General features: G+C 73.6%; 20 protein-coding genes. 6 read left to right on the top strand and 14 right to left on the bottom strand.

Going from position 1 to position 25,433, the window contains the following annotated elements; genetic code table 11:
* Window positions 1–88: 88 nt before the first annotated feature.
* Both GGG17_RS08055 and GGG17_RS08050 read right to left on the bottom strand, forming a co-directional pair.
* On the bottom strand, window positions 89–1,276 hold the full coding sequence (locus GGG17_RS08055) for a fatty acid desaturase family protein (protein WP_154593219.1): 1,188 nt from the start codon (window positions 1,274–1,276) through the stop codon (window positions 89–91).
* A 10-nt stretch (window positions 1,277–1,286) separates the two neighbouring features.
* Window positions 1,287–2,366, bottom strand: coding sequence for a ferredoxin reductase (locus GGG17_RS08050; protein WP_375804509.1), 1,080 nt, complete (start codon window positions 2,364–2,366; stop codon window positions 1,287–1,289).
* A gap of 102 nt (window positions 2,367–2,468) precedes the next feature.
* Here GGG17_RS08050 and GGG17_RS08045 point away from each other — a divergent pair, with 102 nt between their 5' ends.
* The gene (locus GGG17_RS08045) at window positions 2,469–3,671 is read left to right on the top strand and encodes a PucR family transcriptional regulator (RefSeq protein WP_154593217.1); all 1,203 of its coding nucleotides are present in this window, start codon (window positions 2,469–2,471) and stop codon (window positions 3,669–3,671) included.
* 169 nt (window positions 3,672–3,840) lie between these two features.
* Window positions 3,841–4,908 (top strand): glycosyltransferase, encoded by a 1,068-nt coding sequence (locus GGG17_RS08040; protein WP_154593216.1) that lies wholly within the window; start codon window positions 3,841–3,843, stop codon window positions 4,906–4,908.
* Here the strand turns inward: GGG17_RS08040 and GGG17_RS17145 are convergent.
* The 6 genes from GGG17_RS17145 to GGG17_RS08010 all read right to left on the bottom strand — a co-directional run bounded on the left by GGG17_RS17145 (window position 4,872) and on the right by GGG17_RS08010 (window position 13,775).
* Window positions 4,872–7,241 (bottom strand): glycosyltransferase, encoded by a 2,370-nt coding sequence (locus GGG17_RS17145; RefSeq protein WP_154593215.1) that lies wholly within the window; start codon window positions 7,239–7,241, stop codon window positions 4,872–4,874. The two genes, GGG17_RS08040 and GGG17_RS17145, sit on opposite strands and share 37 nt — an antisense overlap.
* A 73-nt stretch (window positions 7,242–7,314) precedes the next feature.
* Entirely contained in the window at window positions 7,315–9,267 is a 1,953-nt protein-coding gene (locus GGG17_RS08030; protein WP_154593214.1) for an O-antigen ligase family protein, read from the bottom strand.
* A gap of 50 nt (window positions 9,268–9,317) precedes the next feature.
* Window positions 9,318–9,881: a hypothetical protein gene (locus tag GGG17_RS08025; RefSeq protein WP_154593213.1), complete on the bottom strand. Its 564-nt coding sequence runs from the start codon at window positions 9,879–9,881 to the stop codon at window positions 9,318–9,320.
* Window positions 9,878–11,032 (bottom strand): glycosyltransferase, encoded by a 1,155-nt coding sequence (locus GGG17_RS08020; protein ID WP_311966521.1) that lies wholly within the window; start codon window positions 11,030–11,032, stop codon window positions 9,878–9,880. The genes GGG17_RS08025 and GGG17_RS08020 overlap by 4 nt, the downstream gene beginning before the upstream one ends.
* Window positions 11,029–12,588, bottom strand: coding sequence for a lipopolysaccharide biosynthesis protein (locus GGG17_RS08015; protein ID WP_154593212.1), 1,560 nt, complete (start codon window positions 12,586–12,588; stop codon window positions 11,029–11,031). The genes GGG17_RS08020 and GGG17_RS08015 overlap by 4 nt, the downstream gene beginning before the upstream one ends.
* Window positions 12,585–13,775, bottom strand: coding sequence for a glycosyltransferase family 4 protein (locus GGG17_RS08010; RefSeq protein ID WP_288799402.1), 1,191 nt, complete (start codon window positions 13,773–13,775; stop codon window positions 12,585–12,587). Before GGG17_RS08010 ends, GGG17_RS08015 begins: the two co-directional genes overlap by 4 nt.
* Window positions 13,776–13,972: 197 nt before the next feature.
* Between GGG17_RS08010 and GGG17_RS08005 the strand changes: the two genes are divergently transcribed.
* Together GGG17_RS08005 and GGG17_RS08000 are read left to right on the top strand one after the other, a co-directional pair.
* Window positions 13,973–14,626, top strand: coding sequence for a prepilin peptidase (locus GGG17_RS08005; protein ID WP_154593210.1), 654 nt, complete (start codon window positions 13,973–13,975; stop codon window positions 14,624–14,626).
* Window positions 14,627–14,649: 23 nt separating this feature from the next.
* Window positions 14,650–14,988, top strand: a complete 339-nt coding sequence (locus tag GGG17_RS08000; protein ID WP_154593209.1) for a hypothetical protein — start codon at window positions 14,650–14,652, stop codon at window positions 14,986–14,988.
* A gap of 135 nt (window positions 14,989–15,123) precedes the next feature.
* Here the strand turns inward: GGG17_RS08000 and GGG17_RS07995 are convergent, their stop codons facing one another.
* From GGG17_RS07995 to GGG17_RS07975, 5 genes are all read right to left on the bottom strand, one after another.
* Complete coding sequence (locus GGG17_RS07995) at window positions 15,124–15,786, bottom strand: DedA family protein (protein WP_311966520.1); 663 nt, start codon at window positions 15,784–15,786, stop codon at window positions 15,124–15,126.
* Entirely contained in the window at window positions 15,783–16,334 is a 552-nt protein-coding gene (locus tag GGG17_RS07990) for a GNAT family N-acetyltransferase (protein ID WP_311966519.1), read from the bottom strand. Before GGG17_RS07990 ends, GGG17_RS07995 begins: the two co-directional genes overlap by 4 nt.
* Complete coding sequence (locus GGG17_RS07985; RefSeq protein WP_154593208.1) at window positions 16,331–17,323, bottom strand: quinone oxidoreductase family protein; 993 nt, start codon at window positions 17,321–17,323, stop codon at window positions 16,331–16,333. The genes GGG17_RS07990 and GGG17_RS07985 overlap by 4 nt, the downstream gene beginning before the upstream one ends.
* Before the next feature lie 204 nt (window positions 17,324–17,527).
* On the bottom strand, window positions 17,528–18,058 hold the full coding sequence (locus GGG17_RS07980; protein ID WP_154593207.1) for a GNAT family N-acetyltransferase: 531 nt from the start codon (window positions 18,056–18,058) through the stop codon (window positions 17,528–17,530).
* Window positions 18,059–18,098: 40 nt separating this feature from the next.
* Window positions 18,099–21,152, bottom strand: coding sequence for a glycine--tRNA ligase (locus GGG17_RS07975; protein ID WP_154593321.1), 3,054 nt, complete (start codon window positions 21,150–21,152; stop codon window positions 18,099–18,101).
* A 75-nt stretch (window positions 21,153–21,227) separates the two neighbouring features.
* Here GGG17_RS07975 and pcrA point away from each other — a divergent pair, with 75 nt between their 5' ends.
* Window positions 21,228–23,681, top strand: a complete 2,454-nt coding sequence (gene pcrA / locus GGG17_RS07970; protein ID WP_230082811.1) for a DNA helicase PcrA — start codon at window positions 21,228–21,230, stop codon at window positions 23,679–23,681.
* Between the two features lie 138 nt (window positions 23,682–23,819).
* On the opposite strand, the gene GGG17_RS07965 is transcribed toward pcrA, so the two are convergent.
* A complete protein-coding gene (locus tag GGG17_RS07965) occupies window positions 23,820–24,707 on the bottom strand; it encodes a M23 family metallopeptidase (protein ID WP_154593206.1) in 888 nt (295 codons plus the stop codon).
* A gap of 186 nt (window positions 24,708–24,893) precedes the next feature.
* Between GGG17_RS07965 and icmB the strand changes: the two genes are divergently transcribed.
* A complete protein-coding gene (icmB, locus tag GGG17_RS07960) occupies window positions 24,894–25,295 on the top strand; it encodes a coenzyme B12-dependent isobutyryl CoA mutase small subunit (RefSeq protein WP_154593205.1) in 402 nt (133 codons plus the stop codon).
* Window positions 25,296–25,433: the final 138 nt, after the last annotated feature.

Genomic DNA, 25,433 nt, shown 5'->3' with positions numbered 1-25,433 from the left:
GCGAACGAAGCCCGGCTCATGCCCCTACCGGGGGCAGGATCATCAGCCTGGCGAACGAAGCCCGGCTCATGCCCCTACCCCCGGCGGGTCAGGGCAGGGCCATGCGGAAGATGGTGCGCCAGGTCTGCCCGATCTGCCGGTGCAGCGGGCCCGTGACGTAGGGCAGGCCGTAGCGGTCGCAGACCTCCCGCACCCGCACCGCGATCTCGGCATACCGGTTGCTCGGCAGGTCCGGGAACAGGTGGTGCTCGATCTGGTGCGACAGGTTGCCGGTCATCAGGTGCATCAGCTTGCTGCCGGAGATGTTGCAGGAGCCGATCATCTGGCGGATGTACCAGTCGCCACGGGTCTCGCCCTCGATCATCTCCTCGGTGAAGAACTCGACACCGTCGGGGAAGTGCCCGCAGAAGATCACGGTGTGGGCCCACAGGTTGCGGACGCAGTTGGCGGCGAAGGTGCCCGCGAGGGCCGCCTTGCCCGAGCCGGTCAGCGACGCGAGCGCCGGCGTGGCGACGTAGTCCTTGCCGGCCTGCTTGACCGCCTTGACGCCGAGGGCCTTGAGGTCGGCGTTGAGCGCCTCGCGGGACTTGCGCCCCTCCTGGACGTCGACGAGCTCGAGGTCGTAGAACGCGATGCCCCACTCGAAGAACGGCGCGAGCACCATGTTGTAGACCGGGTTGAGCACGTTGTGCGGCTTCCACGGCTGGTCGGCGCTGATGCGAAGCAGGTTGTAGCCCACGTCGTTGTCCTTGCCCACGACGTTGGTCCACGTGTGGTGCAAGTCGTTGTGGGTGTGCTTCCAGCCCTTGGCCGGAGCCACGAAGTCCCACTCCCACGTGGAGGAGTGGATGTCCGGGTCGCGCATCCAGTCCCACTGGCCGTGGATGACGTTGTGGCCTATCTCCATGTTCTCCAGGATCTTGGCGACGGACATGAGGCCCACACCGGCGACCCAGGCGGACTTGCGCTTGCCGGCGAGCACCAGCGTGGCGCGGCCGGCGAGCTCGAGGCTGCGCTGCACGCGGATGATCCGACGGATGTATGCCGCGTCGGCGGCCCCTCGCGAGGCGACGACATCGGCGCGGATCTGGTCGAGCTCGCGCCCGAGCTCGGCGACCTGCTCGTCGGTCAGGTGCTGGGCGTGGTCGGGGCGGCGCACGGGGCGTCCGCTGTCGGCGAGGCCGGGGTTGCGCGTGGGGATCGCGGGCAGCTGCTCGCGGGTGGGGGTGGCGCCGCCGGTGGTCGTGGCGGTGGGCCGCTCGGCCGTGGTGGTCATCTGAGCCTCCTCAGATCTCGAGATGGCAGGGCCCCGCGGCTGCGGAGACACAGGTCTGGATGGATTGTCCCTCGTCGCCGTGGACCTCGCCGGTGCGCAGGTCGCGCACCTTGCCGGCCCGCAACGGGGTGAGACAGGTGTGGCAGATGCCCATGCGGCAGCCGCTGGGCATCATGACTCCGGCCGACTCGGCGGCCTCGAGCAGCGTCGTGCTGCCGTCGACCTCGATCTCCCGGTCGGAGCGCAGGAAGGTCACGACACCGCCCTCCCCGCCCTGGCCGTCGAGGACGACGGGGGCGAACCGCTCGATGACCAGAGAGTGCCTGGCGTCCGCGTCGTGCCACAGGCGCTCGGCCGCGTCGAGCATCTCGGGCGGGCCGCAGGCGTATGCCGCACGCGAGGGCCAGTCGGGGCACAGCTCGTCGAGCGTGTCGGTCGAGGTGAGGTCGATGCGACCGCGCTCGCCGGAGTACCAGTGGACCACCCGCAGGCCGGGGTGAGCGGTCGACAGCTCGGCCAGCTCCTCGGCGAACAGCGCGTCCTCGGCGCTGCGGGAGCTGTGGACGAGCACGACGTCGGCGTCGTCGCGGCGGCCGACCAGGGTGCGGATCATCGACATGACCGGGGTCAGGCCGCTGCCGGCGGTGAGCATGAGCAGGGGGCGCGGGTGCTCGGGGAGCACGAAGTCGCCCTGCGGGACGTCCAGGTGCAGCACGTCGCCGGGGCGGGTGCGCTGGACCAGCGAGTCCGAGACGAGGCCCTCGGCGTGGACCGTGATGGCCGGGTCCTCGCCGGCCGCGGTGGTCAGGGAGTAGGACCGCCAGTGGCGAACCCCGTCGATCTCGACCCCGACACGGGCCCACTGCCCGGCCATGTGGGGGTCCCAGCCGTGACCGGGACGGAAGTGGATGGTCGCCGTGTCGGTGGTCTCGGGGACGACGGACGTGACGACCCCGCGGAGCTGGCGGGCCGACGACAGGGGGTTGATCAAGGACAGGAAGTCCTGGGGGGTGAGCGGTGTCGTCAACGGCTTGGCGAGGGGCGACAGCACGGGGCTGACGGCCTTGGCCAGGCGATCGAGCGGACGCATGGACGGCATAGTCCAGTATTTCCCACCACAGGCCCCGGATACTCGTCGGCAGGCGCCTGATTCTTGCGGGTGGACTATCACGCGGCGATAGAATCCCGTCCCATGACTCCCCAGAGCCGCGCCGAGGCGCCCCCATGGTTGTCGTTGCCCGCTGAAATCTCGGACCTCCTGCGCCCCCGCGTCGACGAGATCGTCGACCACATCATCAAGGCCGTCCCGCGTGACGTGCCGGACTACGCCCGCCCCATGGAGGGCCGCTTCGGGCAGGGGCTGCACCAGGGCGTCGCCATCGCCCTCGACCGGTTCCTCGACCTGCCGGGGTCGGACCGGCCGGCCCTCGAGCCGGACTCCAGACGGGTGTATGCCGGGCTGGGCCGCGGCGAGTTCCGGTCGGGACGCCAGCTGGGGTCGCTGCTCGCGGCCTATCGCTCCGGCGCCCGCGTGACCTTCCGCACCGCGGCCCAGATCGCCGTCCAGGCCGGTGTCGCGCCCGACGTGATCGTGCCCCTCGGCGAGTCGATCTTCGCGTACATCGACGAGCTGTCTGCCGCCTCGGTCGAGGGCTACGCCGACGAGCAGAACGAGCAGCTCGGCGAGGTGGAGCGGCGCCGCACCGAGCTCGCCCTGCTCATCCTGCACGGGCGGGCCTCGTCGGCCGGCATCGACCAGGCGGCGCTCGCGGCGGGCTGGGCGCTCCCGCCGATGCTGGCGGTGGTGGCCCTGCGCCGCGAGCAGGCCCAGGGGCTGCGTCTCGCCCTCGGCCGCGGCGCGCTGGTGGTCGAGCGGGAGGACGACGTCGTGGCACTCGTCCCGGCGCCCACGACCGAGCGTGCCCGACGCGACCTGGAGCGGGCGCTGCGAGGACGGGGCGCCGTGGTGGGGCCGACCCGTCCGTGGAACGAGGCGCCCGAGTCGTTGCGCCTCACCGTGCTGACGATCGCCCGCCTCGAGCAGGCCGCCACACGGTCCGCGGTGGCGCCGGAGCGTCCGGACATCGTCTTCGTCGGTGACTACCTTGCGCAGCTCGCGCTGCACGCCGAGCCGGCCGTGGTCGCCGACCTGGCGCGGGTCCGGCTCGCGCCCCTGGATGCGTTCGCCCCCGCCACCCGCGAGCGTCTGGCCGAGACGCTGCTGCACTGGCTCGTCCACTGGGGGCAGCGGCAGCCGGTGGCCGACGCCCTGTCGATCCACCCGCAGACGGTGGGCTACCGGGTGACCCAGCTGCGGGAGGCCTTCGGTCCCGCCCTGGACGACCCGGAGATCCGCTTCGAGCTGCTCCTGGTGCTGCGGGCCGGCCACCGCTAGGTATGCCGGCCGGCCCCCACCTTGCCCGCCCCGGCCAGGATCGTGAGGGTTCCCTGCACCATCCTTGGGCATCCTGGGACATCCTTGGACGAGACCCTCACGGTGTCGGGGAGGGGGCATTCCTGGGGAAACGCCGGCGCCAGGTCGTGCGCGCGCGCAGACTCGGGGCGTGACCACGAGCACGACGATGGCCTACCGGCTGCGGTCCCGCTGGGTCGAGCGGACGAGGTGCCTCACCGAGGATCGTCCCGGTGACCTGACCCGTTTGCGCCGCGTCCTCGCCGCGGCCCGGTCGAGCGAGGTGCTGGTGCTCGACGGCACCAGCCGCGTCGACAAGCTCGCCACCGCGCTGCTCGCGCGCACCCGGCGAGGACCGGAGGTGCTGGTCGTCGACTGCTCCTGGAAGCTCGGCCCGGGACTTCCCGTCGCGCTGGCCACCCGCGCCGGGGTGCGGGCCATGGCCGGTCCGCGCACGACCTTCGTGGCCCTCACCCGGGAGGGTCGCGACCAGTTCCACCGGGTGCACCGCGTTGACGGCGACCGGGTGGTGAACGTCCCGTGGCACCACGGCCTGACTCCGGACGACGTCGCCGCCGGAACCTCGGGCACCGCGGGCAGCGCGGGCAGCGCGGGCGGCGAGCGGGAGATCCGCCACGACGGGCCCGTGTTCAGCGGAGGGCGCACGGCGCGCGACTACCGCCCCCTGCTGGGCTGTGCCGCCGACCTGCCCGCGGGCACCGAGGTGGTCATCGCCACCGTCCCCGGCGGGCTGCCCGCCGACGTCCCCGTCCCGGCCAACCTGCACGTGCGCACCGAGGTGGACCCCGCGGCGTTCCGGCGTGACCTGCGCCGCGCCTGCGTCGTCGTCGTGGCGCTGGAGCACCGGGACGACTGCGCCCCCGGGATCATGGTGCTGCTCGACGCGATGGCCCTCGGCAAGCTCACCGTGGTCACCGACACGCTGGGGGTGCGCGAGCACGTCGAGCAGGGCGTCACCGGGTTCGTCGTGCCGGCCGGGGACGCGGCGGCCCTCGGCGAGACGTTGCGGTGGTGCCTCGACCCCGCGCACGCCGCCGAGGTCGCGGCCGTGCGGCAGGCCGCTCGTGCGACGGCGCGGTCGGCATACTCCCCGGAGGGCCACGTGCAGGCCCTGCTGGAGCAGGTGGACCGGGCGCTCGAGCGGGCCCGGGCCCGTCGCGGTCAGTCCTCCCGCGCCGTGCCGAACACCTCGTCGTAGGCCGCGGCCACCACCTGGTCGGCGAACCGCTGCGCGTAGAGGGCCTGCGCGCCCTGCGTCTGGCGCTCGCGGACGATCGGGTCGACCAGCGCGGCGAGCGCCCGCGCCGCCTCGACGACGTCCGGGACCACGATGAGGCCGGGGCGGCTGTGCGTGGCGATGCCCTCGGCGGCCACCGGGGTGCTGACCACCGGGAGGCCGCGGGCGAGGGCGTCGAGCGTCTTGATCTTGATCCCGGACCCGAAGCGCAGGGGGTTGACCAGGGCGCACATGCGGGACAGCGCCTCGTCGAGGTCCGGGACGAAGCCGTGAACCACGACCTGGTCGCCGTGGCGGGCCGCGTCGGCGAGCAGGGACTCGTCCGCGTCCCGACCGATGACGTGCAGGCGGGCGTCGGGCTGCAGGGCGAGCAGCTCGTCCATCCCCTCCCGGAGGAACCAGCCGAGGCCGTCGTGGTTGTGCGCGAGCGACAGCAGCCCCACGAAGGCGAACTCGGGTCGGCCGTCCCAACGGTCGGGCTGGTGGGCCGACCGGCTGAGGCCGGGGATCGACGGCGGGACGGCCACGACCGCCGCGCCGGTCTCCTCCCGCAGGTGGTGGGCCTCCTCGGCGTTGAGCAGGACCGAGGTGGGGTTGGTGCGCGCGGCCCGCCGCTCGGAGCGGGCGACCCGGCCCCGCTCGAAGCGCAGCAGCGCTCGGCGCGTGAGGGGCGCCCGCGTGAGCCAGTGCAGCTGGGCGGGCACATTGTGCGAGAACTGCCCCAGGGGGTCGAAGTCCGCGTCGATCCGCTCGTCCTGCAGGACCTCCAGCATCCGCGTGTAGCGCACGCTGAACAGGTCGTCGAGGTAGAGCACCCGCCGGCCGCGGAACCTGCGGCCCGCGACATGCTGCTCCATGCGGACGGTGTCGATGATCTCCAGGTCGGGGTCGAGGTCGGCGAGGGTCTGCTGGACGGTGGCGGCGACGCGCGGGCTGCCGAGGAAGGCCTCCTGCAGGCTCTGCCGTCGCAGGAGCACGCCACGCACGAGGCCGACGAGCTGGCCCGTGCGGCTCGGCTGGCCCATCTCGTGCACCTGCACCCCCTCGAACTCCGCGGTGCGCCGCAGCGGCGGCCCGACGTGGAGGTAGTGGATCTGGTGGTGCGGCAGCCGGGAGCGCAGGTGCCGCAGGAACCCGGCGATGACCATCGCCTTGCCGCTGTCCGAGGGGTATGGCGCCACGGCGCTGACCAGGGCGACGGAGGACACGGGGCCGTCGTGCAGCGGCTCCGCGGGCGGCGTGAGCAGCTGGTCGTAGAGCGTGCGCAGGCGCGAGACCCAGACCGGCGCCGCGAAGGTGCTGTCGTAGCGGGCGCGCCCGGCCAGGCCGCACGCCTCGCGACGGCCGGGGTCGCGGGCGAGGTCGGCCACGGCGGCGGCGAGGGCGGCGGGGTCGTCCGGGGGGACGAGGATCCCCGCGTCGTCGCCCACGATGTCGGGGATGCCGCCGACCCGCGTCGCCACGACGGGCGTGCCGGTCGCCAGCGCGGAGATCAGCGACGTGGGCAGGGCGTCCTCGTGGCTCGGGTGGACGACGAGGTCGGCCGCGCGCAGGAGGTCGTCCACGTCGGCGCGGTAGCCGAGGACCCGCACGCGCTCGTGCAGCTGGGGATCGCCCTCCACCTCGGCCCGGACGGTGTCGAGCAGCGGCCCGTCGCCGGCCAGGGCGAGGACGAACGGCAGGTCGGCGGGCAGGAGGCGCACGGCGGCCAGGGCGACGGCGTGCCCCTTCTCCGGGCGCATGAGCGAGACGGTGACGCCGAGGAGGGTGCGGTCGTCGACGCCGAGCTCGGCACGCAGCGCAGCCCTGGCGCCCGTCGGGGACGGTGGCGCGGGCTCGCGGACCCCGTTGGGCACCAGGACGACGGGGGTGGGGGCGTGGAAGGACGAGTACCACGCGCGCTGCGCCTCCGACAGAGCCACCACCCGGTCGAACAACGTGGCCCGGGCCAGCACCGCGGCCCGGACCCGGGCACGGTGCGCTGCGCCGCGAGGGTCGGACTCGATGACGTGCAGGGTGGAGACGGCGGGCACGCCGACCAGCCGTGCGGCGAGGCCGCCCACGAGGTCTGCGTGCTTGAGGTGGGTGTGGAGGACGTCACCGCGCTCGCGGCGCACGATCGCCGCCAGCCGCCGCACCGCGCCGAGGTCGTAGCGGCCCGCGTGGAGCTGGTAGACGGTCGCCCCCGCCTCGGCCAGGCGGTGCGCGTTGCGGTCGTCCTCGGCGTCGGACAGGCCGACCACGACGATCCGCAGCCCGGTGTCGGGGGCGGTGCGGGCGAGCTCGACGAGCACGTTCTCGCGCCTCCTGCGCCGAGGGAGTGGATGACGTGCACGACGGTCGTGGGGGCGTCGGCGGGCTTGGGAATCATGGGTCCTCCCGGTCTCGTAGGGATCGAGGGGCTCGAGGGGCTCGAGGGGCTCGACGGCGACGGGGACGGGCCGCGGCGATCATCGTGCGGGTGTGGGCCAGGGCCGCGCCGAGACCGGCTCCGGCCGCCATGGCCAGGGCTACCTCCGAGCGGCCCGGGCTCTCGCGCCACGTGGTCACCGTGCCCCAGCGGGTGCGAAAGAGCGTGTCCAGCCCGGCCCGGCGCACGGCCGCGTCCCCCGCGGCGGTGGCGCTCGTGGCGAGCCTGCCGGCCTGCTGCGGCGTCTCGGCCTCGGCGGTGACCGAGACGAAGCCGGACGCGGGGTCGCCCTGGGCGTCGACGGAGCGACCTGACGCGACCGAGGTCAGCACGGCGTACGTGGGTGCGGTGACCTCGCGGGTGCGCAGCGACAGCAGGTAGGCGCTCGAGGACTGTGGCTCCAGGTAGCCGACGACGTAGGCCCGGCCGGGCTGCGGCAGGAGCGTGACCACCACCGCGGCGAGGGCGGCGCCGGCGGCGGCCAGGGGGACGGCATACGCGGGGTGCCGGTGCCGGACCGGCCGGGGGACCGGATGGGCACCCAGGGCCCGGGCCTGGGTGGCGAGGGCGGCGGCGAGCCCGACCACGAGGTAGACGACGCGCGCGTAGGTGAGGTGCAGGAAGGCGCTCGCGGCGCACCAGGCGAGGATCCCGGCGACGCAGGCGGCGGCGTAGGGACGCAGCCGCGCGACGTCCGGGCTGGGCAGCGACGGCAGGGCTCGCAGCACCCAGCCCGCCTGCCACAGCGCCACGGCGATGATCGAGAGGAAGGCGAGCAGGCCGACGAGGCCGATCTCGGCCCAGAGCCCGAGGTAGAGGTTGTGCGGGGCGACGATGCGCTCGAGGTGCAGGTCGGTCGCGGACGCGTAGTCCGGGAAGCGGGCGAAGTAGCCGCCGGGACCGACGCCGGTCACCGGGTTGTCCTGGATCATCTTGGTCGCGACGGTCTGGGTGGCGATGCGCTCGCGCACCGACCCGTCGACCGCGGCGAGCTGGCCGGACTCGGCGATCCCGAGCATCGACACGAGGCGGCTGCCGACGCCGGGCAGCACGAGCAGCAGGGGCACCACGACCACGGCGCCGCCGGCGAGCACCTTGCGGTCCAGCCCGCACAGCACGAGGTAGAGGCCGGCGCCGAGCAGGGCGGCGAGCATGGTCCCGCGGGAGCCGGTGAGGTAGACGCCGACGAGCAGCGCGCCGATGCTGCCGAGGGGCACGAGGGCGACCAGGCGTCGACCGCGCTGCAGGCACTCCTGGACCAGCGCCAGCGCGAACGGCAGGCCGAGGACCAGGAAGCGTCCCCAGAAGTTCGCGTCGGGCAGCGGGCCGGCGTGCCGCTTGGTCACGACACCCACCCCCTCGGCCGTCGTGACGGTCTCGAAGCCGCCGAAGGTCGCGGTGTTGCCGAGCAGCCACTCGTTGGCGGCGCCCAGCAGGCAGATCGCCGCCATCGGCAGCACCATCGCCGCGGCCACGAGCCACCAGCGGCGCAGGCCGCTCGCGAGCAGGCACACGACCACGACGAAGACCAGCTCCTTGACCACCCCAAGGACCGCCGCCGATCCCCAGTCGGGCTCCACCCCGGTCCGCAGGAAGGCCACGCCGTCGAGGTCGGCCAGCTGGCTGGCCAGGGCCGTGGCCAGCACGTATGCCGAGACGGCGCCCACCGTGGCCCAGGGGACCGCCACGCGCTGGACGAGGCATCGCCCGACCACGACGAGCAGGCCCAGGGCGAGCAGGGCGAGGAAGGGCGACACGGGCACCCGCCCCTCGAGCACCCCGGACGTGCCGGAGAACTCCACCGCGACCATCCCGGCGAGCAGCAGCGTCGCGAGGGAGGACGACGGCAGCGCGGCTCGCGGCCGGTCGACGTCCGCGCTGCGGGAGCGCTCGAGGGTGGCGGGGGTCATGTCGTGTCAGGTTCGTGGGTGCTCGGCTACCGCCGACTGGTCAGTTGTCGTCATCGCGACCTCCGTCGGTCGAGGGTCGAGCCGGCCCCCGCCGCGAGGATGGCGGTCAGCAGCCCGGCGAGCAGCGCCAGCACGAGCTTGAGCGGTGTGGACAAGCCCCCCGCCTCGGGAGTCGAGGGCTCGGTGCTGAGGGGGGTGACGGTGTAGGGCGCAAGCACCTTGCCGATCTCGGGGGTTGCGGTGGACACGACCCGCTCCAGCGCGGACGTCACCTGGCCGGCGTCGCTGCCCGCGGACCGGACGGTGACGACGGCGCTCGGCGCCACGTTGCCCGCGGTGACCTCGACCGTCGAGCCGTCGGGGAGCCACCGCTCCTGGGAGTACATCTCGGCGGCGGTGGCGATGACCTGGCCGCGGCTCAGGCTGTCGAAGAGCGCGGCGCTGTCGTTGGCGCTGGCGACCTTCTGCGGCACGACGACCACGTCCATCGTGGAGGTGTAGGTGCGCGGCCGCGACAGCAGGAAGCCACCCACCAGAAGGGCGGCGACCAGGCCCGCGACGACGGCGGGCAGCAGGCGTCCGATCCCGCGGCCGTTGGGGGTGTCGGTGGTCATGCGGTCTCCTTGGGGTCCGTGCCGGACGGGACGACGAGCTCGGCGTAGAGGTCGTGCAGGGCGCGGGTCCAGGCCTGCATGGAGAAGACCTGCTCCGCGCGGCGGCGCGCGGCCGCGCCGTAGGCGGCGCGGGTGCGCGGGTCGGACAGCAGCCGGGACAGCTCGGTTGCGAGCGCGGTCACGTCACCCACCGGTACGACGCGGCCGGTGACGCCGTCGAGGACGACGTCGCGGGTGCCGCCGGCGTCGGTGGCGACCACGGGGAGCCCGCAGGCGGCGGCCTCCACGAGGGCGGTGGGCAGCGCCTCCGTGAAGGACGCGGAGACGACCCCGTCGACCCCGGCCAGCAGGTCCGGCACGTCCTCGCGACGTCCGAGCAGGTGGACGCGACGCCCGAGCCCGAGCTCGTGGACGCGCATCTCGAGCGCCGACCGGTGCGGGCCCTCGCCCACGACGAGCAGGTGGGCGTCGGGATGGTCCTCGACGACCCGGGCCCAGGCCTGGACCAGCGGCACGTGACCCTTGGGCTCGCGCAGGGCCGCGACGACCGCCCAGACCGGCGCCCCGTCGGGGACCGGCACGTCCTGGGGGAGCCGTCGCCGTGCGGTGGTCCAGCGGTCCACGTCGATGCCGTTGGGGATGCACCGCCAGCTGGCCGTGGCCGGGCCGTAGTGGCGGGCGTAGCCGTCATACGCCGCCTGGGAGACGAGGACGAGGCGGCCGAGGCGGGCGGGGACGAGGACCGAGAGGGCCTCCTTGACCCGGTCGGCGCGGGACCCGAGCTGCGGCTCGAGGTGCAGCGTCGCGACGCAGGGGACCCCGGCCAGGCGGGCGGCGAGCGGCACGAGCGTCGCGGAGTAGCCGAGGTGGGCGTGGACGACCTCGGCGCTGCCGGCGCGCAGGGTCCGGGCCAGCCGCAGCACGCCGAGCGGGTCCAGCAGGCGGCGCACCCCGAGGTAGGTCGGCGCGAGCCCCACGGCCTGGAGGCGACCGAGCATGGCGTCCTTGCCCTCGCGCCCGCGCGGACCGAGGCTGGCCACCGCCAGGTCCAGGTCGGCGCCCGGGTCGGCGGCGGCGTGCCGGGCCAGCTCGACGACGAGGTTCTCCGCCCCGCCGAAGCTGAAGGAGTCGAGGACGTGCAGCACTCTCACGAGGCACCTCCGGGTCGCAGCATGCGGGTGACGCGGGGCAGGGCCTGACGGTCCAGGAGGGCGAGGGCGCCGACGTAGACGACCGCGCCGACCAGCACCTCGAGGACGAGCAGGACGAAGGGTTGCGGCAGCGGGACCAGCCGGTCGACCAGCGTGACCACCCCCGCCATGACCAGAGCGCTCACGGTGGCCGGGGCCACGGCCCGCAGCTGGGCCCCGAGGGGGATGCCGATGACGCGGTCGGTGACGACGAAGCGCAGCAGGGTGAACGCGACGTGGCACGCGAGGAAGGCCACGGCCACCGCGAGGGTCGACCGCCCGGCGGCCAGCCACAGGACCGGCGCGAAGACGGCGACCTGGGCGATCGCCAGCCGGTTGAGCAGGCCCGCGTGCCCCGTGGCCTTGTAGACCTCGCCGGAGTGGAAGCCCAGCGCGTAGACCGCGGAGTAGCAGCCGAGCACGACGAGGATCGGCTCGGAGGGGGCGTACTGCTCGCCGAACACCGTGTCGACGACGGGACCGGCGGCGGCGGCCAGGCCGAGCCCGGCGGGCACGGTGAGGGTGGCGACGGCGGCGATGGCGCGCAGGTAGTGCTCGCGCAGCGCGTCCCGGTCGTCCTGCAGCCGCGAGAACGAGCTGAACAGCACCTGGCCGATGACGATGCACACCCCGATGACGACGAGCTCGGGCAGCCGGAAGGCCATCGTGTAATAGCCCAGCTCGGTCTCGCCGAGACGCCGACCGATGCTGAAGTAGTCGAGGTTGTCGATGACCAGGGCCAGCAGCGCCAGCAGCGACAACGACCCGCCGAAGCGGAGCAGCTCGCCGGCCACCGGGCGGTCCCAGCCGAGGTGGCGGTCCGCCGGCTCGGCGAGCGGAGACGCGGTGAGCTCCGCGCCCGGCACACGGGCCCGACCGGTCAGGTGCAGGTAGACGAGCCAGTAGAGGACGGCCATCGTCGCGGTCGCCGCGACCTGGCCCCAGACCAGGCTCCACGCCCCGGCCCCGGCCAGCGCCATCCCGATCGAGACGATGGCCTTGACCACGGCGCCGCCGAGCTCGGGGAGCGTGCGCTCCTTGAACGCCAGGTGGCGGCGCAGGGCGGCGTCGGGAAAGACGGCGAGGCCCTGCAGCAGCATGGACACCGACAGGGCCTGGATCAGCGGGACCAGGGCGTCGTTGCCGAGCAGGGCGGCGAGCCACGGGGCGGTGACGAGGCACAGGAGGCCGAACCCCAGCGCGAGGACCAGCGTGAGCGTGGCCCCGGTGGGCGCGATCCGGCGCCACGACCCGGAGTGCTGCACGAGCGCCGTGCCGACCCCGAGGTCCTTGAGCCGGTCGAAGATGTTGATGGCGAGCAGCGCCAGGGCCACGAGGCCGAAGGCCTCCGGGGCCAGCAGACGCGCGAGGACGACGGTGGAGACGAAGGTGACGAGCTTGCTGCCGCCGTACTGCAGGACGTTCCAGACCGTGCTGGTGCCGACGCGACCGGTGGGCGTGGAGCGCGCCTCCTCCTCTGGCGGCGGGTGGTGCTCGTCGGTGACGTGCTCGCTCATGGGGCGTCCGGGAGGCCGTCGAGCAGGGCGGCGGCGACGTCGTCCCACGAGGCGCCGCTCGCGAGGCCGGCCCGGCCCGCGTCGCCCAACCGGGCCGCGAGGTCGGGGTCGCGCAGCAGGGTGACGATGCCGTCGGCGAGCCGGTCGGGGTCGTCGGGCGGGACGACGACGCCGGTCCGACCGTCCTGGACCACGGCCGGTATGTCGCCCACCGCCGTCGCGACCGCCGGGCGCGCGAAGGTGTGCGCGAGGTGCGCGACGCCGCTCTGGCTGGCCCGGCGGTAGGGGAGGACCACCGCCCGCGCCCGCGCCAGGATCCCCGGGACGTCCTCGACGGCGACGTAGCCGTCGCGCAGCTCCACGCCGGGGAGGGCGGCCACGCGTCGGCGCAGGGCGTCGGCGTCGACGTCGGCGCTGATCGACCCGGCGATGGTGAAGGTCGCGTCGGGGACCTGCTCGCGCACCCGCGGCCAGACCGCGAGGACGTCGTCGAGGCCCTTGTAGCCGGTCACGGTGCCGAAGAACACCAGGTGAGGGGCGGTCGAGCCGGCGCTGGTCGGTGCGCCGGTGCGAAAGACGTCCTCGTCGCCGTGCGGGATGACGTGGACCGGGCCGGTGACGGGCCAGGTCTCGAGGATCACCTGGCGGGCGCGCTCGCCGAGGACGTACACGACGTCGACGGTGCCGTAGGCCGCGCGCAGGGCTTGGTAGGTGGGGCCGCTGTCGTTGTAGAGCCCGTCCTGGCCGGGTTGCTCGACCAGCGGGCGGGGCTCGTGCGCCACGATGCCGAGGGTTGCCCACGGCGCGAGGCGGCGGGCCGCGACGACGCCCCACCCGTCGACGGGGAAGCGCCACGCGGACCAGAGGACCAGGTCGGGGCGGCTGCGACGGATCTCGAGCAGGAGACGCACCCACGCGGCGTGGTGCTGCCCGGCCCGGACGACGCGGCGCGCCTTGCGCCACAGCTCGGGGACGTCGGCGCCGGCGGTGGGGTGCCAGGTCGGCAGGATGGGCTCGACCGTGCAGCCCTGCTCGCGGGAGGCCAGCTCGGGGGAGGGGCCGGTCACGACGCGCACCGACTGCCCGCGTCGAGCCAGGCCCTCGCCCAGCTGCACGGCGAACTGGAAGAGGCCGCCCGCCGGCGGGAGCTCGACCAGCATGATGCGGCGACGGGAGGACGGCGGCACGGGGGACGACCTCCGGGGAGGGGACGGGACGGGCTGGACCTGGCGTGGGGGCATCCGCTCCAGGATAACGAGACGCCGTCGACGCCCACGGGGTAACGGCGAAACCGCCTGTGGACGACGCGACGCAGGCCGGTGAGCAGCTGGCCTAGCGTGAGGCGGACGTCAGGAGGCGTGACCGTCGAGGTGGGGAGGGTGCGATGCCGTGGGCCACGAGCGTGGTCGTCGCGCTGCTGGGCCTGACCGTGGGGCACTACCTGCGCGGCTGGCTCGCGTCGGGCGCCTACCGGCGTGACGGGGACGTGGTCCGGCGGCGGGGAGCTCCTCGTTGGGTGCGGCCCGTCGCCGCGGTGCTGCCGGCCCTCGCGTGGTGGCAGCTGTGCGCGCACGACCGTGCCCCGCTCGCGGTCGTGGTCGTGCCCCTCGCCTGGCTCATGGTGGCGCTCGCCGCGATCGACCTGGACGTCCATCGGCTCCCCGACGCGGTGCAGCTGCCCCTGTATCCCGTCCTGGCCGTCGCGCTGTCGGCCGTCGCCGTGATCACCGGTGACGGTGCGTCGCTGCTGCGGTCCGTGGCGGCGTGCGCGGTCGTGCTCGCGGTGGGCGCGCTGCTCTGGCTGACCGCCCCGCGCCAGGGTCTCGGGCTCGGGGACGTCAAGCTCGCCGGCCTGCTGGCGGCGGTGCTCGCCCAGCTCGGCTGGTCGCAGGTGCTGCTGGGGCTGTGGGCGGGCTTCGCGCTGGGCGGGGTGGCCGCTGCCGCCCTGCTCGTGACGCGCCGGGCGGGCCGGCGGGACCACCTGGCCCTCGGGCCGCCGCTGATGCTGGGCTCGCTGCTGGGCGTCCTCGTCGGGTGAGGTGTCGCCGTAGACTCCGCGTCATGACCATCGCCTTCCTCGTCCTGCACTACCTCACGCTCGCCGTGCTCGTCTTCGGCTACGTCCAGAGCATCGAGCCCGGCGCCGCCACGAAGCTCATGGCCTGGGGCGCCCGCCTGCAGCTCCTCTCCGGGCTGGCGCTCGTCGTCCTCGAGGAGATGGAGGGCGACGCACCCCACATGTTCATCGGCATCAAGCTGCTGGTGATGCTGGGCGTCCTCGCGCTCACCGAGATCTCGCACGCTCGGGGTCGCCGTGGCGTCGCCGCGCCGGCCCTGCTGCACGCGGCCGCCGCCCTCGTCGTGGTCAACCTGGTCGTGGCCTACACCCTGCCCCACTGATCGGACCGGGTGACCCGTCCCGGTCACGGCCCGTATGCCGACGGCCCGGCCTCCTCGCGGTGATCTGCGAGGAGGCCGGGCCGTCCGTCATACTGGGTCGGGATCTTAGCCCGGCCGCCGGTCACGCGGCCCGGCTCAGCCCTCGGCCTCCACGGCCGCCACGGCCTTCGGGTGGTGCTCCGCGAAGTGGTCCACGGCGCGACGCACGCGGCGACCGAGCAGCGTCGAGGCGAGCAGACTGCCGACCACGAAGGCGGCGAGCCCGGCCCAGGCGAAGGCCTTGAGCCATTGCTCGGCGACCGTGCCGAGGACGTAGATGCCGTAGGTCGTGGCGAAGGCCCACGTCGCGCCGCCCAGGGCGTTGGCCGGCAGGAAGCGGTGGTAGGGCAGGCGCAGGACGCCCGACAGCGGACCGGCAAAGATCCGCAGGAGCGCCACGAAGCGGCCGAAGAACACCGCCCACACCCCGTGCCGGGTGAAGACGGCCTCGGCGTAGGCGATCTCCTTGGCACCGAAGTGCCGCGAGAACCGGTGCCGCAGCCAGACCAGCAGCCGGCGCCCGACGTGGTGACCGACGCCGTAGCCGATCGAGTCGCCCACGACGGCACCGGCCGTGCCGGCGACGGCGACCCACAGATGGCTGACGTCGAGCTGGTGGCGGGACGAGAGGATCGCGGCCGCGACGAGGGTGACCTCGCCGGGGAGGGGGACCCCCATGGACTCGACCATGACGACGAGGGCGACGACGAGGTACACCGCGAGCGGCGGGATCGACAGGAGCAGCTGGTCGAGGCTCACGAGCCGGCCTCGGAAATCTCCGAGATCTCCGAGATCTCCGAGACTTCCGAGGCTTCCCGGGCCCGGCGGGCCACCCGGGCGAGGGCGTCGCCGTGCAGCCGCTGGGTGCGCCACTGCTCGAGCGGCTCGGCGCCAAGAGAGCGGTAGAAGCGGATGGCGGGGGCGTTCCAGTCCAGGACGGTCCACTCGACGCGGGTGCCGCCACGCTCGACGGCGCGGGCGGCCAGGCCCTCCAGGAGCCGGCGGCCCAGCCCACGGCCGCGGTGCTCCGGCTCGACGTAGAGGTCCTCCAGCCAGATGCCGTGCTGCCCGGTCCAGGTGGAGAAGGTCAGGAACCACACGGCCATCCCCACCACGTCGCCGTGGACCTCGGCCACGTCCGCGTGGACGGCCGGGTCGGCGGATCTGGGGAAGAGGGCGATGCGCAGGTCCTCGGGCGTGGCGGTGACGGCGTCCGGCTCGCGCTCGTAGGTCGCGAGGTCGCGGACGAGACGGTGCAGGGCCGGGATGTCGTCGACGGTGGCGGGCCGGATGAGGGGTCGGGTCACGGGATGAGGAGCACCTTGCCCGACGTCCCGCGGCCCTCGAGGGCGTCGTAGGCGGCCCGGGCATCGGCGAGCGGGTGCCGGGAGTCGATCGCGATCTCGAGGGACCCGTCGGCGATCAGGCCGAGCACCTCGCCGGCGCGGGCCAGCAGCTCCTCGCGACCGGCGATGTAGTGACCAAGGCTCGGCCGGGTGAGGTAGAGCGAGCCGCCCTGGTTGAGCCGCTGCGGGTCGACCGGCGGCACAGGCCCGCTGGCGGCGCCGAAGAGGACGAGCAGGCCGCGGGGTCGCAGGCTCGCCAGCGACGCGTCGAAGGTGGCCTGACCGACCCCGTCGTAGGCCACGTCGACCCCCCGCCCCGCCGCCTCGGTGACGGCGTGCGCGAGGCTGTCGCCGGTGTCGTGCTCGCGGTAGTTGATGACGTGGTCGGCGCCGCGCTCGCGCGCGACGGCGAGCTTGTCCGCGCTCCCCGCGGTGGCAACGACGGTGGCGCCCTTGGCCTTGAGCAGCTGCACGAGCAGCTGGCCCACGCCACCCGCCGCCGCGTGGACCAGCGCGATCGTCTCGGCGGTGCAGGGGTAGGTGTCGTTGACCAGGAAGTGAGCGGTCATGGCCTGCAGCATCGCGGCAGCGGCCACGTCGAGGTCGACGTCGTCGGGCACGGGCACGAGGCTCGCGGCCGGAAGGGTGGCAACGGTGGTGGCGCTGCCCAGCTGCATCGCCCAGGCGACCCGGTCACCGGCCGCGACCTCGGTGACTCCCTCCCCGACGGACTCGACGGTCCCGGCGCCCTCCATGCCGAGCACGAACGGCGTCTCGACGGGGTAGACGCCGCCGCGCTGGTAGGTGTCGATGAAGTTGGCGCCGCTGGCTGCGACCCGGACGCGGGCCTGGCCCGGGCCGGGGTCGGGGACCTCGCGCTCCTCGACGCGGAGCACGCTGGAGTCGCCGTGCTTGGGGACGATCAGGGCTGAGGCGGTCAGGCTCGTCATGACCAAACCCTACCGGGGGTAGGGGCATCGACCGGGCTTCGTTCGCCAGGCTGATGATCCCGCCGGGGGTAGGGGCATCGACCGGCCCTCGTTCGCCAGGCTGATGATCCCGCCGGGGGTAGGGGCATCAGCCGGCCTTCGTTCGCCAGGCTGATGATCCCGCCGGGGGTAGGGGCATCGACCGGCCTTCGGACCGGCGGCCCGTCAGAGCGCGATCCAGTAGCGCCGCGTCCGCGCCCCGGGCGCCAGCTCGCGCACGTCCTCGAGCTCGCCCCCGTTGCGCTCGATGACCGCGGCCGACGCCAGGTTGGTGTCGTCGCAGGTCACGAGGATGCTGTCGAGGTCGAGCCGCCGGGCTCGGGGGAGCACCGCTGCGAGCGCCCAGGTGGCCAGCCCACGCCCGCGCGCAGACGGCCGTATGCCGTACCCCACGTGGCCGCCGACCTCGATCAGGTGCGGGTTGAGCGTGTGCCGCAGCTGGATGGCGCCGAGGTAGGCGTCACCCTCCACGACCCACAAGGAGGTCGCCGGCACGTAGCCGTGCGGCCGCTCGGCGGTCGGGTCGGCCTGCAGCAGGAGCTGCTCAACCCACGCCGCGAAACCGTCGGCATGGCAGAGAGGTTCGACGTGTGGGGGGAGCGAGGCGCCGTCCTGGTGGACGCCGGGCCCCCACTCGTCGAGCGACTCCAGCCAGGAGCGGTGCAGACGGGTGGTCGGGGCGATCAGCTGCGGCATACGGCCCACCCTCCCAAAGATCGCGAGGGGAGGGGCGAGGTCAGGCCAGGGCGGTCGACAGCGCGGCCCAGTCCACCTGCCGCGGCGCCGCGGCGCGGACCGAGGCCAGCAGCCCGAGCCGCGCGGCCCGCACCTCGGGGTCCTCGGCCATCACCAGGATGTCGTCGAAGAACCGCGCCACCGGGTCGACCAGCGCCTTGCCCTGCGCCGCGAAGGTCTCGAGGTCGGCGCTCGACCCCTCGGGCAGGCCGTCGAGGGCCTCGCGCAGCTCGACCTCGGCCGGCTCGGTGAGCCGGGAGGCGTCGTATGCCGCCGCGGTGCCCTCAGGCACGATCCGCCCGATGCGCTGCAGGGACGCCACGATGGACCGGAAGCCCTCGTCGCCGCGCAGAGCCTCGGCCTGGGCGAGCGCCGTGGTGGCCTCGCCGGGGGTGGCGGCACCGGGCAGGACGGCGTCGATGAGGTGCACGGAGGTGCCCTCGTCGCGCAGCAGCTGGGCATAGCGGCCGACGGTGAACTCCAATGCGGCGTCGACCGACGCGTCGGCGACTTCGACGCCCTGGGAGCGCAGGCGCACGGCGGCCGCCTCCAGCCCGGAGCGGATGGACAGGGCTGCGAGCGCCTGGCCGACCGAGCCCTGGTCGCGCAGGATCCGCACGACTCCGAGGGCGGCGCGGCGCAGGCCGAAGGGGTCGGAGGAGCCGGTGGGCTTGGCGCCGATGGCGAACATCGCCATGAGCAGGTCGAAGCGGTCGCCGAGGGCGAGCAGCGCGCCGGGCACGGACGCGGGCAGGGCGTCGGCGCTGGTCTTGGGCTGCTCCATCTCGTAGAGCGCGTCCGCGACGGCCTGGGGCTCGCCGGTGCGGACGGCATACTCGCGGGCGACGAAGCCGGCCAGGGAGGTCATCTCGGTGACCATCTGGGTGGCGAGGTCGTACTTGGCGAGAGCGCCTGCGCGCGTGAGGGTCTCGCGGTCGGCGGCGCTGAGGCGGACCTGGTCGGCGAGGGCGCCGGCGACGTCGGCGATGCGGCGGGCGCGCTGCCCGACGGAGCCGAGCCGGTCCTCGAAGGTCAGCTGGTCCAGGCCGGGCACGAAGGACTCGACGGAGTCGGTCTGCAGGTCGGCGTTCCAGAAGAACAGGGCGTCCTCGTAGCGCGCCCGGATGACCGACTCGTTGCCGGCCTTGACGGTGGCGTCGTCGCACAGGCCGTTGGCCATCGTGACGAAGTGCGGCAGCAGGTCCCCCGAGGCATCCAGCACGGGCAGGTAGCGCTGGTGCTTGCGCATGACCGTCGTCAGGATCTGCGCCGGCAGGTCGAGGTAGCGCTCGTCGAAGTCGCCGAGCACGCCGTGCGGCTCCTCGACGAGGTTGGTGATCTGGTCGACCAGGGACGCCTCGGCGGCTACGTCGACGCGGCCGCCGGCGCGGGTGGCCAGCGCCTCGGCCTGCTCGACGACGGCGGCGCGGCGCGCCTGGGTGTCCAGCACGATGGCGCCGCGGGCGATGGTGGGCAGGAGCTCGTCGGACGAGGGCACGTCGACGTGGCCCAGCAGGACGCCGTCGCGACGCTCCTGGCGCTCGGCACCACCGGTCGTGCGCTGCAGGTAGGTCTCGCGCCCGGCGACGACCTCGGACACCTGGACGGGCACGACGGTCTCGCCCCACAGCGCCACCAGCCAGCGGATCGCGCGGGAGAAGGACAGGGAGGGGTCGGACCAGCGCATGTTCTTCTCGGCGCGCAGCCCCGTGACGACCTCCGCGAGGAGGGGGGACAGGACCTCCATGACGCTGCGTCCGGGCTGCTCGACCACGACGCAGGCGTGCTCGGCGCCCTGGACCTCCAGGCGCTGGACCTGGTCGAGCGAGACCTTCTGCCCCCGGGCGAATCCCTCCAGCGCCTTGGTGGGTCGGCCCGCGTCGTCATACGCGGCCTGCCATTTGGGGCCCTTGCGGACCTGCTCGGTGTCCGGCTCCCGGGCGGCCACGGACTCGATGACGGCGACGATGCGCCGGGGGGTGCCGTCGACCCGTATGACGCCGTGCTCCAGCCGGGTCGCCGCGAGGCGCTCGGTGAGGGCGGCGCGGACCTGCTCGATGGTCGCGGGCACGACGTGCGGCGGCAGCTCCTCGACACCGATCTCGAACGCCAGGGTCTGCGGCTCGGCCGGCAGCGTGGACTCGTCCACGGTGGGCAGCGCGTCCGCCGCGGCCTCGAGGGGCCGCATCAGCGGGTGGCCCAGCTCGGCGCGACGCTCGATCCACAGGGCCGCGGTGTCGCGCATGAGCCGACGCATCGTGGCGAAGGCGCGCGCCCGCTCGGTCGTGGAGATGGCGCCGCGGGCGTCGAGCACGTTGAACGCGTGCGAGGACTTGAGGATGTAGGAGTGCGCCGGGACCGGGAGGCGGGCCTCGACCATGCGCGTGGCCTCGGCGACATAGCTGTCGTAGAGCGCGCGGTTGGTCTCGACGGACGCGTCGTCGAGGTAGTAGCGGCTCATCTCGTACTCGGACTGCCCGAAGGCCTCGCCGTAGGTGATGACCTCGCCGGCCGGCGTGCGGGCGTAGGCGATCTCCTTGAAGTGGGTCACGCCCTGGACGGCCATCAGGATGCGCTCGACGCCATAGGTGAGCTCGACGGGGATGGGGTCGAGGTTCTGCCCGCCGACCTGCTGGAAGTAGGTGAACTGGGTGATCTCCATGCCGTCGAGCCAGACCTCCCAGCCGAGGCCCCACGCGCCGATGGCCGGCTGCGCCCAGTTGTCCTCGACGAAGCGCACGTCGTGGGCGGCCAGGTCGATGCCGAGCGCCTCGAGGGACCCGAGGTAGAGCTCCTGCGGGTCGCCGGGCTCGGGCTTGAGGATGACCTGGAACTGCGTGTGCGTCTGCAGGCGGTTGGGGTTCTCGCCATACCGGCTGTCGTCGGGTCGCACGGACGGCTCGACGTAGGCGACGTCCCAGGGCTCCGGTCCGAGGACCCGCAGGACGGTGGCGGGGTTCATGGTCCCCGCTCCGACCTCGGTGTTGAAGGGCTGCACGGTCAGGCAGCCCCGCTGGGTCCAGTAGTCGGACAGGATGCGGAGGGCGTCTTGCATGGTCAGCACCGGGCCAGCCTACGGCGTCCGTCGCGGTGGGGTCTGTCACTGCTCGGCCTTAGTCTTGCTGTCGCGATGGAATCCCTCTTCGACGACCTGCCCCTGTCCCCGCCCACCCCCGCGATGCGCCCGGCCGCGGCCTCCGGCGAGGTGGACGACTCCGGCCTGCCCGCCTGGGCGCTCTCGGACGACGTGCCCCCGCCGACGGACGCTGATGCTCCTCCGGCCGACGACGGGTCGTATGCCGGATCGCCCGCCGGGCGCGGGGCTGCGCCACGTGGCGGGTTCGCCGCCTCGCGGGACCCGGAGCAGATCGTGGCGGGCCTCAACCCCCAGCAGCGCGAGGCGGTGCTGCACGAGGGCGCGCCGCTGCTGATCGTCGCGGGTGCCGGCTCGGGCAAGACGCGCGTGCTGACCCAGCGCATCGCCTACCTCCTGGCGGCGCGCGGCGTGCAGCCGGGCGAGATCATGGCGATCACCTTCACCAACAAGGCGGCCGCCGAGATGCGCGAGCGCGTCGAGGCGATCGTCGGGCCGCGGGCCAAGGCGATGTGGGTGTCGACCTTCCACTCGGCCTGCGTCAAGATCCTGCGCCGCGAGGCCAAGGCCGTGGGGCTGAGCTCGAGCTTCTCGATCTACGACGCCGCCGACTCGCAGCGGCTGATGGCGATGGTGCTGCGGGACATGGATCTCGACCCCAAGCGCTACCCGCCGCGGTCGTTCAGTCACCAGGTGTCCAACCTCAAGAACGAGCTGGTCGACGAGGAGACCTACCGAGATCGCCTGGGGGAGAGCGCGACCCACCAGGAGCGGCTGCTCGGTGAGGCCTATGTCGACTACCAGCGGCGGCTGCGCCAGGCCAACGCGATGGACTTCGACGACCTGATCATGACGACGGTCAACATCCTGCAGGCCTTCCCGCAGATCGCGCAGCACTACCACCGCCGGTTCCGGCACATCATGGTCGACGAGTACCAAGACACCAACCACGCGCAGTACGAGCTGGTCCGGCAGCTGGCGGGCGGTCCGACGGTCGAGGGCGAGCTGCCGATGGCCGAACTGGTCGTGGTGGGGGACGCCGACCAGTCGATCTACGCCTTCCGCGGGGCGACGATCCGCAACATCGTCGAGTTCGAGCAGGACTACCCGCAGGCGCGCACGATCCTGCTGGAGCAGAACTACCGGTCGACCCAGACGATCCTGCAGGCGGCCAACGCCGTCATCGCCAAGAACCCCGACCGCCGCGAGAAGTCCCTGTGGTCCGACCAGGGCGACGGGGCGCCGATCGTGGGCTACGTCGCAGACAGCGAGCACGAGGAGGCGTCCTTCGTCGCGCAGTCCATCGACCGCCTCGGCGACGAGCACGGGGTCAAGCCGCGCGACGTCGCGGTGTTCTACCGCACCAACGCCCAGTCCCGGGCGCTGGAGGAGGTGTTCGTGCGGGTCGGCCTGCCCTACAAGGTGGTCGGCGGCACCCGCTTCTACGAGCGGCGCGAGGTCAAGGACGCCCTGGCCTACCTGCGCGTCATCGCCAACCCCGAGGACACCGTCAACTTGCGCCGCATCCTCAACGTCCCCAAGCGCGGCATCGGCGACCGCGCCGAGGCGTGCGTCGCGGCGCTGGCCGAGCGCGACCGCACGAGCTTCGTCGCGGCGCTCGGGCACCCCGAGGACGCCCCGGGCATCGCCACCCGCTCGGTCACCGCCATCAAGGGGTTCACCGCGCTGCTGGAGTCGCTGCGCCAGGTGCGCGACGGGGGAGGGGGCGTCGGCGAGCTGCTCGAGGCGGTCGTGGACCGCTCCGGCTACCTCGCCGAGCTGCAGGCCAGCCACGACCCGCAGGACGAGACCCGCATCGAGAACCTCAACGAGCTGGTCGCCGTGGCACGGGAGTTCGACGAGACCTATCCCGAGGGCGGGCTAGACGACTTCCTCGAGCAGGTGTCGCTGGTCGCCGACTCCGACGAGATCCCCGACGAGGACGACGGCTCCGGCGTGGTCACCCTGATGACCCTGCACACCGCCAAGGGCCTGGAGTTCCCCGTCGTCTTCCTCACCGGCATGGAGGACGGCACCTTCCCGCACAGCCGCGCCCTCGGCGACAGCAAGGAGCTCGAGGAGGAGCGGCGCCTGGCGTACGTCGGCATCACACGCGCTCGCGAGCGGCTGCACCTCTCCCGCGCCGCCGTCCGCTCCGCGTGGGGGCAGCCGCAGTACAACCCCGCGTCACGCTTCCTCGACGAGATCCCCGACGGGCTCTTGAACTGGCAGCGCACCGAGTCCGCCCTGATGGGTCGCTCCTCGGCCCCCACCGTGGCCCGGCTCGGCGGCCTGAGGCCGTCGCGCGGGCCCGCCAAGCCGGTGCCGTCCCTGTCCGCGGGCGACCGCGTCAACCACGACTCGTTCGGGCTCGGCTCGGTCGTCCGGGTCGAGGGCGTCGGCCCCAAGGCCATGGCCACCGTCGACTTCGGCGGCGACACCGGCGTCAAGCGCTTCCTGCTCGGGATCGCCCCGCTCGAGAAGCTCTAGCGCCCCCTCCCGCCCCCCGAGGTGTCCGGTAGGGGTGGGGTCGGGGCGCGACGGGTCGGTTCTTGGGGCCTGGGCTCGCCCGTATCTGACCGGTCGGCGTGGGTGGGAGGGTCTGTCAGAGGCGCTCGCGGGGCGAGCTCAGACGACGACCTTGCGCTTGCGCAGCTCGACCTCGGGGTCGGCGGCGTCCGTGAGCAGCGGGTCGCCGTGCGGGTGGATCTCGAGGTGCAGGTGCGGTCCGGTGGACCGGCCGCTGTTGCCGGACAGGCCGATCGTCTGGCCGGTCACGACCTTGGCACCCAGCGCCACGTCCGCACGGCTCAGGTGGCCGTAGCGTCCAAGGCTCCCGTCGGCGAACTTCACGTCGATGTAGGTGCCGTACACGGAGTGACCGGTCTTGACGTCGGTGACGACACCGGCGGACAGGGAGCGCAGGGGGGTGCCGACCGGAGCGGCGAAGTCCAGGCCGTGGTGGAAGCCACCCCACCGGGGACCAAACCGGGACGTCAGCTGGTAGGGGCCACCCATCGGGCCGACCCATTGCGGGGGAACGGGTCGCGTCGGCGCGGCGGCCGGCGTGGACGGGGCGGCGGCCGGCGTGGACGGGGCAGCGATCGCCGCCGGGACGGTGATGGTGGCCGGACCCGTAGGGGCGCGATAGATCGCCCGGGGTGCCGAGACGGTGCGAGCGGAGCGGTCGGCCCGGTCGGCCGTGGTGGAGCGCCGGGCGAGGATCGATGACTCCTCGGCCGCCGGCATGGGCGTGGCGCCCTGGGGTGCGGCGGCCGCCGTGACGTCCGGAACCGTCTCGGCGGCGGAGGTGCCCGACGGGGCGCGAGAGACCGCCTGTGCCGCCCCGGTCCGGGCATCGTCCCCACCCACGGTGGTGACGGTGACCGCCACGACGACCGCGGTCAAAGCGGTCACGGCGCCGGCGGTGGCGAGGCGGGGGGAGCGTCGGCCGATGCGGTGCCGGCCGCCGCCGCTGCGGGCGTGCGCAACCTCGGGCGGGGGGAGGAGGGGCATGCGGGGCTACCTGACATCGACGGGCGAGGGGGCGGCTTAGACTATCCCGTGACGAATTCGTTATGCAACGTGGGCGTACGGGTGAAGCGGTGCGTCTGACCTGCGCAGATCGGCGTCCAGGGAGCTCACGTGGGGGGGCGTCACCCTGCCGCTGCCGACCGAGGTGCCCTGGGCTACGCTGGCGGCATGAGCGAGTCCAGGTTGCGAATCCTTGTGGCCAAGCCGGGTCTTGACGGCCACGACCGTGGTGCAAAGGTGGTGGCTCGCGCCTTGCGTGATGCCGGCATGGAGGTCGTCTACACCGGCCTGCACCAGACCCCCGAGCAGATCGTCGAGGCGGCGATCCAGGAGGACGCCGACGGGGTCGGCCTGTCCGTCCTGTCCGGCGCCCACATGACCCTGTTCAAGAAGGTCCTCGAGCTCCTCCAGGCCAAGGAGGCGTCCGATATCGTGGTCTTCGGCGGCGGCATCATCCCCGAGGACGACATCCAGCCGCTCAAGGACATGGGCGTGGCCCACGTCTTCACCCCCGGCGCCACCACCACGGAGATCGTCGACTGGGTCACCTCCAACGTCGAGGCTCACTGACCCGGCGCCGCCGTCCGCCGTCCCCCAGGGGCACCCTCGCCGCACCGGCAGGGTGCCCCTTCCTCGTGCCCGGACGGCGCCCGTCAGGCCGGCGCGTACCCCGGACCTAAATGCTGACACTTGTCTGTAAGACACCTG

The sequence above is a fragment of the Arsenicicoccus cauae genome (assembly GCF_009707125.1).
GTDB classification, from domain to species: domain Bacteria; phylum Actinomycetota; class Actinomycetes; order Actinomycetales; family Dermatophilaceae; genus Arsenicicoccus; species Arsenicicoccus cauae.
The sequence above is the reverse complement of the archived record's forward strand: the minus strand, read 5'-3'. Positions and strand labels throughout refer to the sequence as shown.

Excerpts from the sequence above, each read along its gene's own strand:
- GGG17_RS08055 (WP_154593219.1), bottom strand. The coding sequence starts at position 1,276 with ATGACCACCACGGCCGAGCGGCCCACCGCCACGACCACCGGCGGCGCC.
- GGG17_RS08050 (WP_375804509.1), bottom strand. The coding sequence starts at position 2,366 with ATGCGTCCGCTCGATCGCCTGGCCAAGGCCGTCAGCCCCGTGCTGTCG.
- GGG17_RS08045 (WP_154593217.1), top strand. The coding sequence starts at position 2,469 with ATGACTCCCCAGAGCCGCGCCGAGGCGCCCCCATGGTTGTCGTTGCCC.
- GGG17_RS08030 (WP_154593214.1), bottom strand. The coding sequence starts at position 9,267 with ATGACCCCCGCCACCCTCGAGCGCTCCCGCAGCGCGGACGTCGACCGG.
- GGG17_RS08025 (WP_154593213.1), bottom strand. The coding sequence starts at position 9,881 with ATGACCACCGACACCCCCAACGGCCGCGGGATCGGACGCCTGCTGCCC.
- GGG17_RS08015 (WP_154593212.1), bottom strand. The coding sequence starts at position 12,588 with ATGAGCGAGCACGTCACCGACGAGCACCACCCGCCGCCAGAGGAGGAG.
- GGG17_RS08005 (WP_154593210.1), top strand. The coding sequence starts at position 13,973 with ATGCCGTGGGCCACGAGCGTGGTCGTCGCGCTGCTGGGCCTGACCGTG.
- GGG17_RS08000 (WP_154593209.1), top strand. The coding sequence starts at position 14,650 with ATGACCATCGCCTTCCTCGTCCTGCACTACCTCACGCTCGCCGTGCTC.
- GGG17_RS07985 (WP_154593208.1), bottom strand. The coding sequence starts at position 17,323 with ATGACGAGCCTGACCGCCTCAGCCCTGATCGTCCCCAAGCACGGCGAC.
- GGG17_RS07980 (WP_154593207.1), bottom strand. The coding sequence starts at position 18,058 with ATGCCGCAGCTGATCGCCCCGACCACCCGTCTGCACCGCTCCTGGCTG.
- GGG17_RS07975 (WP_154593321.1), bottom strand. The coding sequence starts at position 21,152 with ATGCAAGACGCCCTCCGCATCCTGTCCGACTACTGGACCCAGCGGGGC.
- pcrA (WP_230082811.1), top strand. The coding sequence starts at position 21,228 with ATGGAATCCCTCTTCGACGACCTGCCCCTGTCCCCGCCCACCCCCGCG.
- GGG17_RS07965 (WP_154593206.1), bottom strand. The coding sequence starts at position 24,707 with ATGCCCCTCCTCCCCCCGCCCGAGGTTGCGCACGCCCGCAGCGGCGGC.
- icmB (WP_154593205.1), top strand. The coding sequence starts at position 24,894 with ATGAGCGAGTCCAGGTTGCGAATCCTTGTGGCCAAGCCGGGTCTTGAC.